The 16,569-nt window shown below is 73.6% G+C and carries 19 protein-coding genes and 1 riboswitch; of the genes, 15 read left to right on the plus strand and 4 right to left on the minus strand.

Annotated features, from left to right (window positions below; all coding sequences use genetic code 11):
* The first annotated feature begins 12 nt into the window (after positions 1–12).
* The 7 genes from OSR43_RS01870 (at position 13) to bluB (ending at position 6,276) form a co-directional block, all read left to right on the plus strand.
* Entirely contained in the window at positions 13–369 is a 357-nt protein-coding gene (locus OSR43_RS01870) for a VOC family protein (RefSeq protein ID WP_302269258.1), read from the plus strand.
* A gap of 108 nt (positions 370–477) precedes the next feature.
* A complete protein-coding gene (locus tag OSR43_RS01875) occupies positions 478–1,494 on the plus strand; it encodes a YihY/virulence factor BrkB family protein (RefSeq protein WP_302269259.1) in 1,017 nt (338 codons plus the stop codon).
* A 15-nt stretch (positions 1,495–1,509) separates the two neighbouring features.
* Positions 1,510–1,704: riboswitch (cobalamin riboswitch) on the plus strand.
* Positions 1,705–1,762: 58 nt separating this feature from the next.
* Positions 1,763–2,635 carry a nitrite reductase gene (locus OSR43_RS01880; RefSeq protein WP_302269261.1) on the plus strand — a complete coding sequence of 291 codons (873 nt, stop codon included), beginning with the start codon at positions 1,763–1,765 and terminating at the stop codon, positions 2,633–2,635.
* Positions 2,632–3,297, plus strand: a complete 666-nt coding sequence (locus tag OSR43_RS01885; RefSeq protein WP_302269263.1) for a precorrin-8X methylmutase — start codon at positions 2,632–2,634, stop codon at positions 3,295–3,297. The genes OSR43_RS01880 and OSR43_RS01885 overlap by 4 nt, the downstream gene beginning before the upstream one ends.
* The gene (locus OSR43_RS01890; protein ID WP_302269264.1) at positions 3,294–4,808 is read left to right on the plus strand and encodes a precorrin-2 C(20)-methyltransferase; all 1,515 of its coding nucleotides are present in this window, start codon (positions 3,294–3,296) and stop codon (positions 4,806–4,808) included. Before OSR43_RS01885 ends, OSR43_RS01890 begins: the two co-directional genes overlap by 4 nt.
* Complete coding sequence (locus OSR43_RS01895) at positions 4,805–5,590, plus strand: cobalt-precorrin-4/precorrin-4 C(11)-methyltransferase (RefSeq protein ID WP_302269265.1); 786 nt, start codon at positions 4,805–4,807, stop codon at positions 5,588–5,590. Before OSR43_RS01890 ends, OSR43_RS01895 begins: the two co-directional genes overlap by 4 nt.
* A gap of 2 nt (positions 5,591–5,592) precedes the next feature.
* The gene (gene bluB, locus OSR43_RS01900; protein ID WP_302269266.1) at positions 5,593–6,276 is read left to right on the plus strand and encodes a 5,6-dimethylbenzimidazole synthase; all 684 of its coding nucleotides are present in this window, start codon (positions 5,593–5,595) and stop codon (positions 6,274–6,276) included.
* On the opposite strand, the gene OSR43_RS01905 is transcribed toward bluB, so the two are convergent.
* Positions 6,225–7,025 (minus strand): LuxR C-terminal-related transcriptional regulator, encoded by an 801-nt coding sequence (locus tag OSR43_RS01905; RefSeq protein ID WP_302269267.1) that lies wholly within the window; start codon positions 7,023–7,025, stop codon positions 6,225–6,227. The two genes, bluB and OSR43_RS01905, sit on opposite strands and share 52 nt — an antisense overlap.
* Positions 7,026–7,504: 479 nt before the next feature.
* On the opposite strand from OSR43_RS01905, the gene OSR43_RS01910 reads away from it, so the two are divergent.
* From OSR43_RS01910 to OSR43_RS01925, 4 genes are read left to right on the plus strand one after another with little or no spacing between them, the layout of a single operon-like run.
* Positions 7,505–8,950: a hypothetical protein gene (locus tag OSR43_RS01910; protein ID WP_302269268.1), complete on the plus strand. Its 1,446-nt coding sequence runs from the start codon at positions 7,505–7,507 to the stop codon at positions 8,948–8,950.
* Entirely contained in the window at positions 8,947–9,273 is a 327-nt protein-coding gene (locus OSR43_RS01915; RefSeq protein WP_302269269.1) for a hypothetical protein, read from the plus strand. The genes OSR43_RS01910 and OSR43_RS01915 overlap by 4 nt, the downstream gene beginning before the upstream one ends.
* Complete coding sequence (locus OSR43_RS01920) at positions 9,270–10,583, plus strand: NtaA/DmoA family FMN-dependent monooxygenase (protein WP_302269271.1); 1,314 nt, start codon at positions 9,270–9,272, stop codon at positions 10,581–10,583. The genes OSR43_RS01915 and OSR43_RS01920 overlap by 4 nt, the downstream gene beginning before the upstream one ends.
* Before the next feature lie 38 nt (positions 10,584–10,621).
* On the plus strand, positions 10,622–11,935 hold the full coding sequence (locus OSR43_RS01925) for an LLM class flavin-dependent oxidoreductase (protein WP_302269272.1): 1,314 nt from the start codon (positions 10,622–10,624) through the stop codon (positions 11,933–11,935).
* Between the two features lie 63 nt (positions 11,936–11,998).
* Here the strand turns inward: OSR43_RS01925 and OSR43_RS01930 are convergent, their stop codons facing one another.
* The gene (locus OSR43_RS01930) at positions 11,999–12,790 is read right to left on the minus strand and encodes an SRPBCC domain-containing protein (protein ID WP_302269274.1); all 792 of its coding nucleotides are present in this window, start codon (positions 12,788–12,790) and stop codon (positions 11,999–12,001) included.
* Complete coding sequence (locus OSR43_RS01935) at positions 12,787–13,365, minus strand: helix-turn-helix domain-containing protein (RefSeq protein WP_302269276.1); 579 nt, start codon at positions 13,363–13,365, stop codon at positions 12,787–12,789. The genes OSR43_RS01930 and OSR43_RS01935 overlap by 4 nt, the downstream gene beginning before the upstream one ends.
* A 72-nt stretch (positions 13,366–13,437) precedes the next feature.
* On the opposite strand from OSR43_RS01935, the gene OSR43_RS01940 reads away from it, so the two are divergent.
* Both OSR43_RS01940 and OSR43_RS01945 read left to right on the plus strand, forming a co-directional pair.
* Positions 13,438–13,899, plus strand: coding sequence for an SRPBCC domain-containing protein (locus OSR43_RS01940; RefSeq protein ID WP_302269278.1), 462 nt, complete (start codon positions 13,438–13,440; stop codon positions 13,897–13,899).
* Positions 13,900–13,973: 74 nt separating this feature from the next.
* Complete coding sequence (locus tag OSR43_RS01945; RefSeq protein WP_302269279.1) at positions 13,974–14,483, plus strand: hypothetical protein; 510 nt, start codon at positions 13,974–13,976, stop codon at positions 14,481–14,483.
* Positions 14,484–14,564: 81 nt separating this feature from the next.
* Here OSR43_RS01945 and OSR43_RS01950 read toward each other — a convergent pair whose 3' ends face one another.
* A complete protein-coding gene (locus OSR43_RS01950) occupies positions 14,565–14,846 on the minus strand; it encodes a hypothetical protein (protein WP_302269280.1) in 282 nt (93 codons plus the stop codon).
* A 273-nt stretch (positions 14,847–15,119) separates the two neighbouring features.
* Here OSR43_RS01950 and OSR43_RS01955 point away from each other — a divergent pair, with 273 nt between their 5' ends.
* Positions 15,120–15,740, plus strand: coding sequence for a hypothetical protein (locus OSR43_RS01955; protein WP_302269281.1), 621 nt, complete (start codon positions 15,120–15,122; stop codon positions 15,738–15,740).
* Positions 15,741–15,812: 72 nt separating this feature from the next.
* Entirely contained in the window at positions 15,813–16,532 is a 720-nt protein-coding gene (locus OSR43_RS01960) for a DinB family protein (RefSeq protein ID WP_302269282.1), read from the plus strand.
* The last annotated feature ends 37 nt before the right edge of the window (positions 16,533–16,569 follow it).

A 16,569-nucleotide genomic window follows, 5' to 3' on the forward strand; every position in this document is an offset into this window, starting at 1 on the left:
AGCGTCGGACCCATGGCCATCGCCCGCTTCCCGAGCGTCGTGCTCGACTGTCCCGACCCGGCCGCGCTGGCGGCGTTCTACGGCAAGCTGCTCGACTGGAAGGTGGAGACCTCCGAGGGGTGGGCCGACGTCCGCGCCGACTACGGCCAGTGCCTGTCCTTCCAGCAGGTCGAGGGGTACGTCGCCCCCGACTGGCCCGGCCAGCAGGTGCCGCAGCAGATGCACCTCGACGTCGTGGTCGACGACCTCGACCAGGCCGAGGAGCAGGTGCTCGAGCTGGGGGCGACCAAGGCCGAGCAGCAGCCGGGCACGACGTTCCGGGTCTTCCTCGACCCCGCCGGGCACCCGTTCTGCCTCTGCGTGGGCTGAGCACCGCCCCAACCACCCACGACGACGACCTCCGCTCCGGCTACCGCGCCGCCGAGCCGGGTAACGAGTCGGCGGGGCCGTGCGGGGCTGCGACGGGAGGGGTGGGCGATGGGCGCCACCGGTCTGCCCCCGAGCGTCGAGCACGATGGGCGTCCCCTCGGCCGGTGGGACGCCTGGCAGCGCCGGCACCCGGTGGTGGCGCTCCCGCTCGCGGTGGTCTACAAGTTCTTCGACGACCAGGGCGCCTACCTCGCGGTCCTGATCACCTACTACGCGTTCGTGTCCGTGGTGCCGCTGCTCCTGCTGGCCACGTCCATCCTCGGCTTCCTGCTGCAGGGCGACGCCGAGCTGCGGGCGCAGGTCCTCGACTCGGCGGTCGCGAGCTTCCCGGTCGTGGGCGACCAGCTCGGCCGGCCCGAGGGGCTACAGGGCTCGGTGACCGCGATCGTCGTCGGAGGGCTGACCGCGCTGTACGGCTCCCTGGGGCTCGGCACCGCGCTCCAGAACGCCGTCAACACCACCTGGTCGGTCCCGCGCAACAGCCGGCCCAACCCGTTCCTCGTGCGGGTGCGCAGCCTGGTCCTGCTCGCGACCGGCGGCCTCGCGCTCGTCGCGCTCTCGGTCCTCGCCGCGCTCAACCGGGTCCTCGCCGCCCGGCTCGGCGGGTCCGCGGCACTGCAGTGGGGGCTGACCGTGGCGCTGGTCGGCGTGGTCGCGGGCATCTTGGCCGTGATGCTCTGGGTCGGCGGCGGCCGGCGCCAGCGGCTGCGCACCGCGGTGCCCGGCGCGGTGCTGACCGCGGTGCTCTGGCAGGTCCTGCAGGTGGTGAGCGCCTCGGTCGCCTCGGAGGCGGGCAGCCAGGCGTCGTCGATGAACCAGACCTTCGGCCTGGTGCTGGGCCTGCTCGCGGTCACCTACGTCGCCGCCACGTCGGCCGTGCTCGGCATGGAGCTCAACGTCGTGCTGCGCCGCCGGCTGTGGCCGCGCGCGCTGCTGACCCCCTTCACCGACGCGGTCGACCTCACCGACGCCGACCGGCGGGCGTACGCGGCGTACGCGCGGGCCCAGCGGCACAAGGGGTTCGAGACCGTCGAGGTGAGCTTCCAGGAGGACCGGGAGGACTGAGACCGGCGCGGACCGGTATGGTCCGCGGCAGCCAGTCGTACTCCCACGTGGGGTCAGGGAATCCGGTGCGAATCCGGAGCTGACGCGCAGCGGTGAGGGGACGGGACGGACACGCCGGCAACGGCAGCCACTGGGGCCCTCGGGTCCTGGGAAGGCGTCCGCTCCCGGTTGATCCGAGTCCGAAGACCTGCTGGCCCTGACGACGCCCGTCGTCGGGTCATCGAGGGTCCCGCGCACTGGACCCGGACTCGAGCAAGGTGAGCCCCCGGTGGACCGGTACCGACCAGACCGCTGCCCTGGCGTCCTGCGCCCCTGGCCCGCGGCCGACGGCCTCCTCGTCCGGCTGCGCCCGGCCGGTGGCCGGCTGCCGGCCTCTTCGCTGCGCGCGCTCGCCGCGGTCGCCGAGCGGTACGGCGACGGCCGGGTGCACGTGACCGGGCGCGCCAACCTGCAGGTCCGCGCGCTGCCCGCCGAACCCGGCACCGAACGGCTGCCCGCCGACGTGCTGGCCGGCGTCGAGGCGACCGGCCTGCTGCCCAGCCGCGCCCACGACGTCGCCCGGAACCTGATGGCCTCCCCGCAGACCGGTCTCGCGGGCGGGCGCGCCGACCTGCGGCCGGTGGTCGACGCCCTCGACGCCGAGCTGCGGGCCGACCCCCGGCTGGCGTCCCTGCCCGGACGCTTCCTGCTCGTCCTCGACGACCGCGGCGACCTCGCCGACCGCTCCTGCGACCTGGGCGTGGTCGCCCTCGACACCGAGCGCGGGCAGCTGCGCGTGGGGGAGACCTGGGGCCCGGTCGTCGCGCTCGCCGACGTCCCCCGGCTGCTCGCCGACCTGGCGCGGCGGTTCCTCGAGGTCCGCGGCGACGGCCCGGACGCCGCCTGGCACGTCGCGGAGCTCGCGCCCGGCGTACGGCTGGTCGAGCCGCAGGAACCCCACCCCGACCTCCCGCCGCCCGCACCCGCCCTGCCGTACGGCGCGGTGCCCGGCGGCGTCCACGAGCCGGTGCCCGACGAGGGCCTGGACCGCGCCGCCGTCGAGCGGCTCTGCGCCGCCGCACCCGTCCTCGTCGTCACGCCGTGGCGCGGCGTCCTGATCCCCGAGCCGATCCCCGAGCCGATCCCCGAGGAGACCCGATGATCACGCCTCGCCGGCCCCGGCGCCGCTACGACTACGTCGACCGCGGCCCGGCCATCTACGACGACTCGTTCGCGACGATCCGCCGCGAGGCGGACCTGTCGGCGGTGCCGCCCAGCGCGGAGCGGCTCGCTGTGCGGATGATCCACGGCAGCGGCCAGGTCGACCTGGCCGAGGACCTCCTCGTCGACCCGCGGCTGGTCCCGGCGGCGCGCGCCGCGCTCGAGGGCGGCGCGCCGATCCTCTGCGACGCCACGATGGTCGTCCGCGGGGTCACCCGCAGCCGGCTGCCCGCCGACAACCAGGTGCTCTGCATGCTCGAGGACCCGCGCGTGCCGGGCCTGGCCGCGGAGTGGGGCACCACCCGCACCGCCGCCGCCGTCTCGCTCTGGGAGCCGTGGCTGGAGGGCGCCGTCGTCGCGATCGGCAACGCCCCGACCGCGCTCTTCCACCTGATGGAGCTGCTCGTCGACGGCGCGCCGCGGCCGGCCGCGATCGTCGGCTGCCCGGTCGGCTTCATCGGCGCGGCGGAGTCCAAGCAGGCGCTCGTCGACCTGGCCGTCGACCACGGCATCGACGTCCCGTACGTCACCGTCCGTGGCCGCCGCGGCGGGTCCGCGATGACCTCCTCCGCGCTCAACGCGATCGCCCAGGAGGAGGAGTGAGGACCGGCCGCTTCGCCGGCGTCGGCGTCGGCCCCGGCGACCCGGAGCTGATCACCCGCAAGGCCGCCCGGCTCATCGAGCAGGCCGACGTCGTCGCGTACCACGCCGCCGCCGGCAAGCGGTCCAACGCCCGCCGCATCGCCGCCGAGCTGATCCCCGACGGCGTCGTCGAGGAGGAGCTGACCTACCCGGTGACGACCGGGACCACCGACCACCCCGGCGGCTACGCCGGCGCGCTCGCGGAGTTCTACGAGGCCTCGGCCGCGCGGCTGGCGGCGCACCTCGACGCCGGTCGCGACGTGGTGCTGCTGGCCGAGGGCGACCCGCTGTTCTACGGCTCCTACATGTACATGCACGACCGGCTGGCCGCCCGCTACGAGGCGGAGGTCGTGCCCGGCGTGCCCGCGTTCCTGGCCGCGACCGCGACGGTGGCCAGCCCCCTGGTGCGCCAGACCGACGTGCTGACCGTGCTGCCCGGCACGCTGCCCGAGCCCGAGCTCGCCCGGCGCCTCGCCGACACCGACGGCGCGGTGATCATGAAGCTCGGCCGCACCTTCCCCGCGGTCCGCCGCGCGCTGGCCGAGGCGGGCCGGCTCGACCACGCGCTCTACGTCGAGCGGGCCTCGATGCCCGAGGAGCAGTGGCGGCCGGTGGCCGAGGTCGACGAGGCGACCGTGCCGTACTTCTCGCTGGTCGTCGTCACCGGCGACAGCCTCAACGGCCGGCGCTCCCGCGACCTCGCCGCTCCCGCGCCCGCCGCGGTCGGCCGGGCCGAGCGCGGCGCCGCGGAGCTGCTCGTCGTCGGCCTCGGGCCCGGGCCGGAGGGGTGGCTGACCCCGGAGGCGTCGGCCGCGCTCGCGGAGGTCGACCACGTCGTCGGCTACGGGCCGTACGTCGCACGCGTGCCGCAGCGGGCGGGCCTGACCCGGCACGCGTCGGGCAACACCGTCGAGGTCGACCGCGCCCGGCTGGCCCTCGACCTGGCCTGCCGCGGCGAGCGCGTCGCGGTCGTCTCCGGCGGGGACGCCGGGGTGTTCGGGATGGCCGCCGCCGTCTTCGAGGCGGCCGAGGACCCGGCGTACGCCGCGGTGCCGGTGCGCGTGCTGCCCGGGGTGAGCGCGGTGCAGGCCGTCGCGGCCCGGGCGGGCGCCCCGGTGGGCGCCGACTTCGCGGTCATGAGCCTCTCGGACCGGCTCAAGCCGTGGGAGGTCGTCGAGAAGCGGCTGCGCGCGATCGCGGAGGCCGACCTCGTGCTGGCCGTCTACAACCCCGCCTCGCGCAGCCGCACCGACCAGGTCGCCGCCGCCCGCGCGGTGCTGCTCGAGCACCGGGCATCGGGCACCGTGGTCGTCGTCGGGCGCGACGTCGGCCGGGCCGAGGAGTCGCTGACCGTGACCACCCTCGGTGGGCTCGACCCCGCCTCGATCGACATGAAGTGCCTGCTGATCGTCGGCGCCTCCTCGACGCGGGTGTCGCCGGCGGGCGTGTGGACGCCGAGGTACGTGCGGTGACCGGCCACCCCGCCGGTCACCACGCCGGCCACCCCGCGGTCCACTTCGTCGGCGCCGGGCCCGGCGCGGCCGACCTGCTCACCCTGCGGGCCGCGCGGCTGCTGGCCGAAGCCGACCTGGTGCTCTACCCGGGCACCTACCTCGACCCCGACGTGCTCGCTCACTGCGGCCCGCGCGCCCGGCTCGTCGACACCCAGGACCTCGACCTCGACGCGATCACCGCCCACCTCGTCGCCGGCGCGCGGGCGGGGGAGGCGGTCGTCCGGCTCACCTCCGGCGACCCGTCGCTCTACTCCGCGCTGCACGAGCAGACCCGACGGCTCGACGCGGCCGGGGTCGCCTGGGACGTCACGCCCGGCGTGCCGGCGTACGCCGCCGCGACGGCGCTGGTCGGCCACGAGCTCACCGTCCCGCACGTCGCCCAGTCCGTCGTGCTCACCCGCACCCGCGCGCGTTCCACGCCGATGGGGGAGGGTGAGTCGCTGACCGCCTTCGCCGCGACCGGCGCCACGCTGGTGCTGCACCTGGCGATCACCCGCACCCGCGAGCTGGCGGCCGAGCTGGCCCCCGTCGTGGGCGAGGACTGCCCGGTGGTCGTCGTGCACCGCGCCAGCCAGCCCGAGGAGCTCGTGCTGCGCGGCACGGTCGGGTCGATCGCGGACCAGGTCGAGGAGGCGGGCCTGCGCCAGGCGGCCGTCGTCCTGGTCGGCCGCGCCCTCGGCGACGCCCGCGACGGCGGGGAGTCGTTCCTCTACAGCCCCGACCGCGAGCGGAGGCGCTGAGCGTGGAGCTGTACGACGCGATCGCGCGCCGCCGCGACACCCGCGCGGAGTTCACCGGCCCGCCGTCCGACGAGGCGCTCACCCGCGTCCTCGAGGCCGCGAACCGGGCCCCGAGCGTCGGCATGTCCCAGCCGTGGGTGTTCGTCACCGTCCGCGACCCGGCGCGGCTGGGGGCGTTCCGCGACCACGTCGCCGCCGAGCGGGAGGTCTTCGCCGACTCGCTCGCCGACGACCCCGAGCGCGCGGCGACGTTCTCGGGGATCAAGGTCGAGGGGATCGTCGAGGCCGGCCTGGGCCTGGTCGTCGGCCACGACCCGACCACCGCGGGCGAGCGGGTCCTGGGCCGTCACGCGATCGCCGACACGGGGCTGTACTCGGTGTGCCTGGCGATCCAGAACCTCTGGCTCGCCGCGACCGCCGAGGGCCTCGGCGTCGGCTGGGTCAGCTTCTACCGTGAGCAGGTCCTCGCCGACCTCGTCGGCTTCCCCGGCCACGTCCGGCCGGTCGCGTGGCTCTGCGTCGGCGAGGTGGCCGCGCTGCCCGACGTGCCCGACCTCGAGCGGTTCGGCTGGCGCTCGCGCTCGCCGCTCGTCGTCCACGAGGAGTCGTACGCCGCGCCGGCCGCCCCCTCTGGTCAGGGGGCCTTCGCGGCCGCCGCCCGCAACGCCGTCCCGCCGACCGGCTGAGGCGGATGAGGCGGCTGCCCGGCGCGGACCCGGGTCGGTCGCGGCGCGCGGGCGGCGCCGGCCTGGGGGCCGGTCCCCGACGCCGTCCAGCTCGCCCGCCGGGCGAGGGCGACGGCGGCGAGCTGGGAGCTGACCTCGAGCTTGGCGAGCACCGCCTTGACCTGGGTGCGGACCGTGGCCTCGGAGACCACCCGCATCTGGGCGACCTCGCGCGTGGTCCGGCCCGCGATGAGGTGCCGCAGCACCTCGGACTCCTGGGGGGAGAGCCGGTCGAGCCGCTCGCGCAGGCCGTGCTCGTGGGACTCCCGCCGGTGGTAGGCGGCGACGAGCCGATCGCGCTCGGCGTGGTCGAGGACCGGCTCGCCGGCGAGGACCCGCCGGATCACGGACACCACGACGGCCAGCGACTCGCTCTTCGGCAGCACCGCCCGGGCCCCCTGCAGCAGGCACTCGCCGGCGCGGGCCTCGTCGACGGTGTCGGTGAGCACGACCACCGCGACGCCCGCCCGGGTCATCGGCGCGACCAGCGCCGCCCCGTTGCACGTCGGGCCCAGGTCGGCGTTGATCACCAGCACGTCGGGTCGCAGCTTGAGGACCTGGCTGAGCATGTGCCCGACGCTCGCCGGCTCGCGAGGTATGGGGACGACGCGGTACTGGTACTGGCGCATCTCGAAGACGACCCCGAGGCACTCGGTGAGCATCGCCTGTTGGTCCGCGACCACGACTCTGGGCTGGGTGCACTTGGACATCGGTCCCCCATGGACACTCGCACCACCCGAGAGAAGCGGAACTTCTGGTGTCTGGCCAGAAGTAGAACCCCTGGGGCCCAGGACGCGCCGGGGACTAGTACCAATGGACTACTTGAACTGCCCGATTGGGCATGCCTGGGTGGCGGCCGTGCGTGCACGTTGCGGAGATCTTGAGGATTTCTCGAGGTGATCTTGCGGTCTCGGTGGTTGGCTCGTTCTCGAACCGCCGGGGACCCGAGACCCCGGCGGTTCTTCTCATTTCGCGGCGCGCAGCCTCCAGGCCGTGCCGCGACCGCCTCCCTGCCGACGAGCGGGAGGTCTCCTTGCCATCGGCGCCGGCGTCCCGCATGTCGAACCGGTCGTCACCTTAGACAAGTGAATTAGTAGGGTTACACCACCTCGGCTCGGGCCGCGGTTCCTCTGCCCGCCTTCCTCGAGGTGACCCTGTGACGCTTTCCCCCTTGCTGGGCTATGCCCTCATGATCGGACTCGGCGCCGGCCTGCTGGCCGTCGCGCTCGTGGTCCGCACCCTGGTCAGCAGCACCCGCGACTTCATCATCGCCGGCCGCCAGATCGGCTTCGGCTACGGAGTCGGGGCGCTGATCGCGGTCTGGACGTGGTCCATGGCCGTGATGATGTCCTCCGCCCAGGCCTTCTCCTTCGGCACGTCCGGCCTGGTCTGGTTCGTCGTACCGAACGGCCTCGCCGTGATCCTGATGGTGCCGTTCGCCGTCGCGCTGCGCCGCCGGATGCCGGAGGGCTACACGATCGTCGAGTTCGTCCGGCACCGGTTCGAGAGCCCGGTCGCAAGCGCGGCGATCCTGCTGGTGATGATCGCGGTCATCATCTGCGAGGTCCTCATCAACCTCTTCGGCATCGTGCTGGTGATGGGCGTCGTCTTCGACCTGCAGGCGACCGCCGTGCTGGTCGTCGCCCTGGTCGTGGTGACCGTGTACTCCTACTTCGGCGGTCTGTGGACCTCCGCGATCACCGGGACCATCGGCACCCTGTGCATCACGGTCCCGGCCGCGCTCGTCACCCTCTACGCGCTGGCGAAGGCCGGCGGCGCCTCCACCGTGTTCAAGGCGGTCGAGGACGCCGACGCCTCGAACCTCGACGCGGTCGACACCCGGGCCGCCGCCGCGTTCGGCATCTCGCTCGCCCTGGGCCTCCTCGCCTCGACGATGGCCGACCAGACGTTCTGGCAGAAGGCCTGGTCGATGAAGCCGGCCAGCATGTCGCGCACGTTCCTGTGGGCGGGGCTGTGGTTCTACCCGATCCCGCTGTGCATGGGCCTGCTCGGCCTGATCGGCATCGCGCAGGGGGTGACCCTCGACGACCTCGGCGCCAACGGTGCCGGCGCCATCGGCCCGCACGTCATCACCCACCTCGGTCTCCCGACCGTGCTGGTGGCGCTCTACGTGACGATCATCCTGCAGGCCTGCTACTCCACCATCGACGGCGCGTTCTCCGCGCTGTCCTCGCTGGTCGCGACCGACGTCGTGAAGCCGCGCTGGCCGAGCATGCCCGACAAGCAGGTCCTCCGGATCACCAAGGGCAGCATCGTCGCCGGCGGCGTCCTCGGCGGGATCGTGGTCCTGGCGAGCAACGACTACATCACCACTGTCAACACCATCTACTTCTTCAAGGGCGCGCTGATCCTGCCCCTGACCCTCGCCATCTTCTGGCGTCGTACGACGGCCCCGGCCTTCGTGGCCGCGATCTTCGCCGCCGCGACCGCCGGCTACCTGGTGCGCGAGAACGTCGACGAGCTGTGGGGCACCGCGACCCTGCTCGCCACGTCGCTCCTCGTCCTCGTCCTGGGCAGCGCCTTCTCCCGCACGACCTTCGACTACGCGCGGCTCGAGCGCGTCAACCGCGTCGAAGCCTCCGAGCCCCTCCTCACTGCAAAGGCCGAGCGATGACCCTGTTCTGGATCGCGACCGTCATCGGAGTCGCCATCACCGTCGCCCTCGTCGCCGAGGGCGTGAAGGAGTTCCGCCACCTGCAGGCAGGCGGGGACCGGGACGTCTCGGAGGTCGTGGAGGCCGAGAGCGACCTCCGGTTCTCCGTCAAGGCGCTCGGCGGCGTCGTGGCGTCGTTCACCTGCGTCGTCCTGATGGGGGTCACGCCGTACGCCTGGTACCTCATGCCGGTCCTCAGCCTCGGCAGCGCGGCCGCCGTCGTCACCGCGTTCGTGGTCGACCGGCGCTCGCGCGCCGCCAGGGCCGACGAGGTCCGCGCGTGAGGCGTGCCCACTTCCTGGGCTTCGTCCAGCACGGGCTGAGCAGCCACGTCGTCGGGATGTGGCGCCACCCCCAGGACAAGGTGGGGTGGGACTTCGCGGGCCCGGAGTACTGGCAGCACCTGGCCAGGACGATGGAGCGGGGGCTCTTCGACGGGATCTTCCTGGCCGACGAGCTGGCGCCGTACAACTCCTTCGAGGGCTCCTCGGACGCGACGGTCAGGTACGCCGTGCAGTTCCCGACCCACGAGCCCGCCGCGCTCGCCCCGGTCATCAGCGGGGCGACGTCGCACCTCGGGATCGGCCTCACCCTCTCCACCGCCTTCGAGCACCCGTACTCGATGGCGCGCCGCCTCTCGACCCTCGACCACCTCACCGGCGGACGGGTCGCGTGGAACGTCGTGGGCTCCTACTCGCCGAGCGAGTGGGACGCCTACGGCGGGGTGATGCCGGACCGGGCCGAGCGCTACGAGCGGATCGCGGAGTACGTCGACCTCTGCCAGCAGCTGTGGACCTCGTGGGACGACGACGCCGTGGTGGCGGACCCGGCCACCGGGGTCTGGGCCGACCCCGCCCGGATCCGCGAGGTCGACCACCGCGGCAAGCACTTCACCTGCCGTGCCCGGCACTTCGTGAAGCCGTCCCCGCAGGGGACCCCGGTCCTGTGGCAGGCCGGCTCCTCGCCGCAGGGCCGCGACTTCGCGGCGGCCACCGCCGACGCGGTCTTCGCGATCCAGCCGACGGTCGAGGCCGTCCGCGCCTACACGACCGACATGCGCGAGCGGATCGCCCGCTGCGGGCGGGACCCCGAGCAGGTCCGGATCTACGTCGGGATCCTGCCGGTCGTCGCCCCGACCCGGGCGGCGGCCGAGGAGAAGGCGGCGCTCGTGGAGTCCCTGGTGCCCGACGGCGGTGCGCTGGCGATGCTGTCGGGCCAGCTGGGGGTCGACTTCGGGGCGGTCGACCCGGACGCGCCGCTCGTCGACATCGACGTCCCCGGCATCCAGGGGGTCAAGGACGCCCTGGTCACGCAGGCCACCGAGGGTGCCGCCGTCACGGTCGCGCAGGCGGCACGCACCTACTCCTCGCGGTTCTCGATGCCGCGCCTGGTCGGCTCGCCGGCCGACGTCGCGGACGGCATCGAGGAGCTCCTCGACGACGGCGGAGCCGACGGCTTCATCCTCCTGGCGACGTACACCCCGGGGTGCTTCGAGGAGTTCGTGGACCTCGTCGTGCCCGAGCTGCAGCGCCGGGGCCGCTACCGCACCCGCTACCCCGGGGCCACCCTGCGCGACAACATCCGCGGCGACTGAGCCGCGCCGCACACCCAGACACCGGAACGGAACGGAACATGACGAAGAAACTGCACCTCCTCGGCTTCATCCAGAACGGCGTGAACAGCCACGCCACCGGCATGTGGCGCCACCCGCAGGACAAGGTCGGCTGGTCGTTCACCGACCCGGCGTACTGGGAGCACCTGGCCAGGACGATGGAGCGCGGGCGCTTCGACGGGATGTTCATCGCCGACGAGCTCGCGCCGTACACCACGCACGAGGACAGCTCCGACGCGACGGTGCGGTACGCCGTGCAGTGCCCGACGCACGAGCCGTCGACGATCGTCCCGATCATCACCCGCGCCACCGAGCACCTCGGCGTCGGCGTGACCCTGTCGACGGCGTTCGAGCACCCCTACTCGATGTGTCGCCGGCTCTCCAGCCTCGACCACCTCTCCGACGGCCGCATCGCGTGGAACATCGTCTCGTCGTACTCCAAGAGCGAGTGGGAGGCCTACGGCGAGGAGATGACGCCGCGCGCCGACCGCTACGAGCGGCTCGAGGAGTACATGGAGCTCTGCTACAAGCTCTGGGACTCCTGGGAGCCCGACGCGATCGTGGCCGACGCCGAGTCCGGGGTCTACGCCGACCCTGACAAGGTCACGGTCGTCGACCACCAGGGGGAGTACTACCGGAGCAAGGGCCGCCACTTCGTCGCTCCCTCGCCGCAGGGCCGGCCGGTGCTGTGGCAGGCGGGGTCGTCGCCGCGGGGCCGCGACTTCGCGGCGAAGCACGCGGAGGCGATCTTCGCGGTGCACCCGAGCGTCGAGCGGATGCGCGAGTACGTCGACGACGTCACCTCGCGGCTGCCGAAGTTCGGTCGTGAGCGCGGGGACGTGAAGTACCTGTTCGGCGTGCAGACCGTCGTCGCCCCCACCGAGGAGGAGGCGCAGGCCAAGTACGAGCGGATCAAGGCCTGCATCCCGCTCGAGGGTGCGATCGCCTGGATGTCGGGCCACTTCGGCCTGGACTTCTCCACCTTCGACCCCGACGACCAGATCCAGGACATCGAGGTGCCGGGCATCCAGGGCCTCTTCGAGTCGATCCTCTACGCCAAGAACGGCGAGCCGGTCACGGTCGCGGAGGCGGCGATGATCTACGCCCAGGGCATGGGCATGCCGGTCCTCGTGGGCACCCCGTCGTCCATCGCCGACCAGCTCGAGACGTACGCCGACGAGGGTGGCGCCGACGGGTTCATGCTCATCGCGACGTACACCCCGGGCTGCTTCGAGGAGTTCGTGGACATGGTCGTCCCCGAGCTGCAGCGGCGCGGACGGCTGCGCACGGAGTACACCGGCAGCACGCTGCGGGAGCACCTGCTCGAGCAGTGAGCCGCACGGGGCCGGGCGGGCGACGCGCCGCCCGGCCTCACGTTCGCTCTGGTGACGGCCGGATCAGGCCGGGACGGAGAGGTTCTGCAGCCAGTCCTGCCAGGCCGGCTGCTCGCGCCGCACGTAGTCCGCCGCGTCCGCCGAGAACAGGTACGCCCGGACGCCCGCGGTGGCCTTGCCGTCGCCGTCGTCCCAGGTGTAGACGCTGAGCATCCCCGGCACCGGTGCGGTGAGCCGGACCAGCGCCTGCCGGTCGCCGACCCGCTCGACCGTGCCCGTGGCGCCGCGCACGTCGACCGCGGCACCCTCGGGGCCCAGCCCGAGTTGGTCGCGCACGGCCGTCCAGAGCGCCTCGGCGTCGCCGGCGTGGGCGGCGGTGGCCTCCAGGTGGGTGGCCTCCTGACCCGGGAAGTGCGCGAGGTAGAGGCGCAGGTTGTCGAAGAACGGCGTCCAGCCGGGAGCCATGGTGTCCCAGAACTCCGACTCCCAGGCGGCGCCGGTCCCGAAGCCGCTGCTGGTGACCCGCACGACGCAGGTCCCGCCGGACTGCGCCTCGACGATGAACTCCGAGGTGAGCGGGCTGAGCGCGTCCGGCTCCTTGCCCATGAGCGCGGCCCAGTCCTCCTCGTAGACCAGACGGCGCGGCGGCTCCCACGCGGTGACCTGGCCGTCCGAGCCCATGTCCGGGCCCATGTCGAAGTGGAGGGAGCCGCCCTCGCGCTCCTCCATCGTCGTGGGCGTGAACCAGGCGCTCATGCCCCGGGCGGTGGCGATGGCCTGCCAGACCTGCTCGGGGGTGCCGGGGACCTCGACGCTGAACTCGAGGCGGTAGGGGACGTTCGGGGTGGTGCTCATGGGTTCTCCTCGGGAAGGGGGTGGGCGGCGACCAGGAGCCGGTGCGGGCGCCCGTCGTCGTGGTGGTAGCGAGCGGCCAGGTCGAGCACCGCGGCGGTCAGGTCGTCGGCGAAGGCCGCCCGGTCGGCGGCGGACCGGAAGCCGATCTGCGTGTCGATGGTCAGCGTCGGCAGGCGCTTGCCGGACGCGCCGGCCCGGCGCGCCAGGGCGCCGACCTCGCGCACCAGCCGACCGGCCAGCGCGACGAGGTAGCCCGCCGACAGGTGGTCGGCGTTGGCGTCGGGGTCGGCCGCGGACGCGCTCACGGCCGCCGGCGACACGACGTACGACGCCGCCGACGCCTGCAGCACCCGCTCGGTGATGCCGCCGTGCCGGCGCTCGCCGGACAGCTCCACCAGCCCGTGCGCCTCGAGCGCCTTGAGGTGGTAGTTGACCTTCTGGCGCGCGATGCCGACCCGGGCGGCGAGCCCTGCGGCGGACGCCGGGACCGCGAGCTCGGCCAGCAGCCGGGCCCGGACCGGGTCCAGCGCGGCGGCGGCTGCCTCCGTGCTCTCGATGACCTCGACGTCCTGCATGCTCGCCACTCTGCGTCTTGACGAGAAAAGTTGTCAAGGGTCCTCCGCGCCGGTCCGGTCTACGGTCGTCCGATGACCCACACCGATGTCGGGGAGGCCGTCGTCGAGGCGACGCCCGCCGAGGTCTTCGCCGCGCTGGTCGACGAGGCAGCCAGGACCGCGTGGCTGCCGCCCGCCGGGATGACCGGACGGTTCGACTGGTTCGACGCCAGGCCGGGCGGCGGCTACCGGATGACGTTGACCTACGACGACGAGACGACCCGGGGGAAGTCGGGCGGGGGCACCGACGTCGTCGAGGTCAGGTTCCTCGACCTCGACGCGCCCCACCGGCTCGTCGAGCAGGCGGAGTTCGTCTCCGACGACCCGGACCTGGCCGGGACCATGACGCTGACCTGGTCGCTCGAGCCGGTCGAGGAGGGGACCCGCGTCGTCATCACGGCCACCGACGTCCCCGACGGCATCTTCAGCGAGGACCACGCCGCGGCCTTCGGGTCCACCCTGGGCAACCTCCGCGAGCACCTCGCCCGCGGCTGATCCGGCCGGCCGCCGCCGGCCGGCACCCGCGTGAAAAGTCGGTGGGCTCGGACGGCACCGTTAGCGTCACCGGGATGCACGTGAGGTTCGAGCGCACCGGGCACCGGCGGTACGCCGTCGCCGTGCTCCGCGAGAAGCACGGCGACCTCCGCATGGACCCGGCGCCCGGGTACTCGGACCTGATCCCGCACGACCTGGTGCACCTAGTGGTCGAGGAGGAGCTCGGCCTGCGGAGCGGGATCTTCGGACAGCTCGCCGCGGGCGGGAACGCCGGGACGTTCGTGCCGACCGAGGAGCCGCGGACGAAGGCGTGGGCGCGCCGGGTGGAGCGGCGCAACAGGTCCACCGGGGGTGACATGGGGCGGTCCGAGGAGCTCGCGGCCCAGGTGTACCCACGCTGGCTGCGACGCAGCGGGCACCTGCCCGGGAGCCACCACGTCCGTCAGGACCCTCCGCCCACCGACCTCGACGACACCGACCTCGACCGGGTCCTCACTCGCCTCGACGCGCTGTCACAGCAGTGGCGGGCCGTCGACATCGGAGCGTCGATGACGGTCGCGTGGCGCTGGCCCGAACGGGACTGAGGGTCGGAACGACGAGGAGTCCCGAGCGCACAGGGGTCAGGGATCGGTGACAACCGTCGAACGCCGGGAACGTACTGGTCCTCAGTCAGTCGCGCTGCCGCGCAAGGCATCGGTCACCACTCGTGACTGCGGGATGAACGTCACCGAGTACCCGTCGCCGAGCTCGTCCTGGATGCGCAGGCTGAGGGCGTGCCCCCGCCAGTCGTGCGCTTCCTCATCGAAGTCCGGGGCGGTGAAGTCGAGCGTCCATTCGTCGACCCAAGCCTGCACGTCAGCTGCGAGCCGGGCAGAGAGCGGCAGCTCGTCGGGGTACGTCGCTCCGCCCCTCCACAGCCCGACCCCTGAGGCGTCATCGACGAACACCCGGACGTCTATCGGGCCCGGGGCTGCCGCGGGTCGGGGTAGCGGGGTCCTGCTCCCACCCCGGTAGTAGGACCGACTTCCGTCCCGGTTCCGCACCGACCAGCCGTACCGCCGCTCGCCTTCACCGCCCCTGGCCACCGTGGAAGGATGCCAGCCGTCCGCAGATCGGCGGCAGTGGACGTTCCGGCTGTCGCCGACCGGCGGACGCGACCGTTCGGCCGGCTCGGGATGACCGGGGCCGGGCCCGCTGAGCCCGGACCGGTGAGGAGCACGATGGAGATGCGTTCGTCGGTCCTGGTCGGCGCCGTGCTCGCCCTGGGGCTGAGCGGCTGCGGCGACGGCACCCGGGCGACCCCGACGGACGCCGCCAGCGGAGGGCGGGAGCCGACCACGGCGCGGGCGCTCGCCCACGTCGCGGCTAAGCACGCCGGGACCCCGGACTCGGCGGCGCGGGAGAGCGATGCCGCGGAGGAGTTCGCCCGGGGCGGGGTCGGGGCCGAGCTCCGGTACGGCTCCACGGGTGAGTACGACGGGGACGTGCTGGTGGTGGCGGTGGGCGAGGGGCTCGACACCTCCCTCCTCGACTGCGACGCCCGGGCGACGGCTTCGCTCGCCGGGTGCGTGGAGACCGACGAGGGCGTGCTGATGTGGGAGGACGAAGCGCCGGAGGAGGACCCGGGCGTGGTCTACGTGGTGGTGGAGAAGGGCGACAGCGCCGCGTTGCTGTTCTACGCCGGGCCGTCCATCACCGGTGACCCGCGCGACCTGGAGATGCCGATCGCCACCGACGTGCTGTTCGCCATCGCCGGCGACCCCCGCGTCGACGTCACCACCTCCGCCGAGGCGGTGGCCGCGGGGGCCGGCCTGCCGTTCTGGCGTGACACGGGCCGCTGAACGACGCTCCGGCCGGTCGCGCTGCCGCGCCGATCGAGTGCGTTTCGGCGGAGCACGGCCTAGCGTGACGGCGTGCGACGCTTCGACGACGAGGACCTCACGGGCGCGGAGTTCCGCGAGTGCGACCTGAGCGGGGCGCGGATGGTCGGCGTCGTCATGCAGGACGCGGTGATCGACGGCCTGGTCACCCGGCTCATGGTCAACGGGGTCGAGGTGATGGGGTACGTCGAGGCGGAGCTCGACCGCCGTCACCCGGTGCGGCTGCTGCTCCGCTCCGACGACCCGGACGACCTGCGCCGGGGATGGCGGCAGCTGTGCGACGACTGGGAGGCGACCGCCGAGCGGGTCCGGGCGATGCCCGAGGACAGCGAGCACCGCTCCGTCGACGGTGAGTGGTCGATGGTCGAGACCCTGCGCCACCTGGTCTTCGTGCACGACTCCTGGTTCCGACGCTGCGTGCTCGGGCTCACCGAGCCGTTCACGGCCATGGGTCTGGGGCCGCCGTCGGTCATGGAGCAGGAGGGCATCGGGCTCGACCCGGCCGCGCGCCCGAGCCTCGACGAGGTGCTTGCCGTCCGCGACCGGCAGGCCTCGGAGGTCGAGACGTGGCTGGCCGGGGTCACGCCCTACCAGCTCGCGCGGACCGCGCCGGTCCCGGACGACGGCAGGTGGCCGCCGTACGCCGCGGGCCGCACCGTCCGGCAGTGCCTGGGCACGGTGCTCGACGAGGAGTGGGCCCACCACGGGTTCTGCGCCCGCGACCTGGACACGTTGGCGAGCTCGGACCCGTGAGCCACCGAGCGTGGCACGCCATCCGTTCGCCGCGTCG

The sequence above is a fragment of the Nocardioides sp. Arc9.136 genome (genome assembly GCF_030506255.1).
Taxonomy (GTDB): domain Bacteria; phylum Actinomycetota; class Actinomycetes; order Propionibacteriales; family Nocardioidaceae; genus Nocardioides.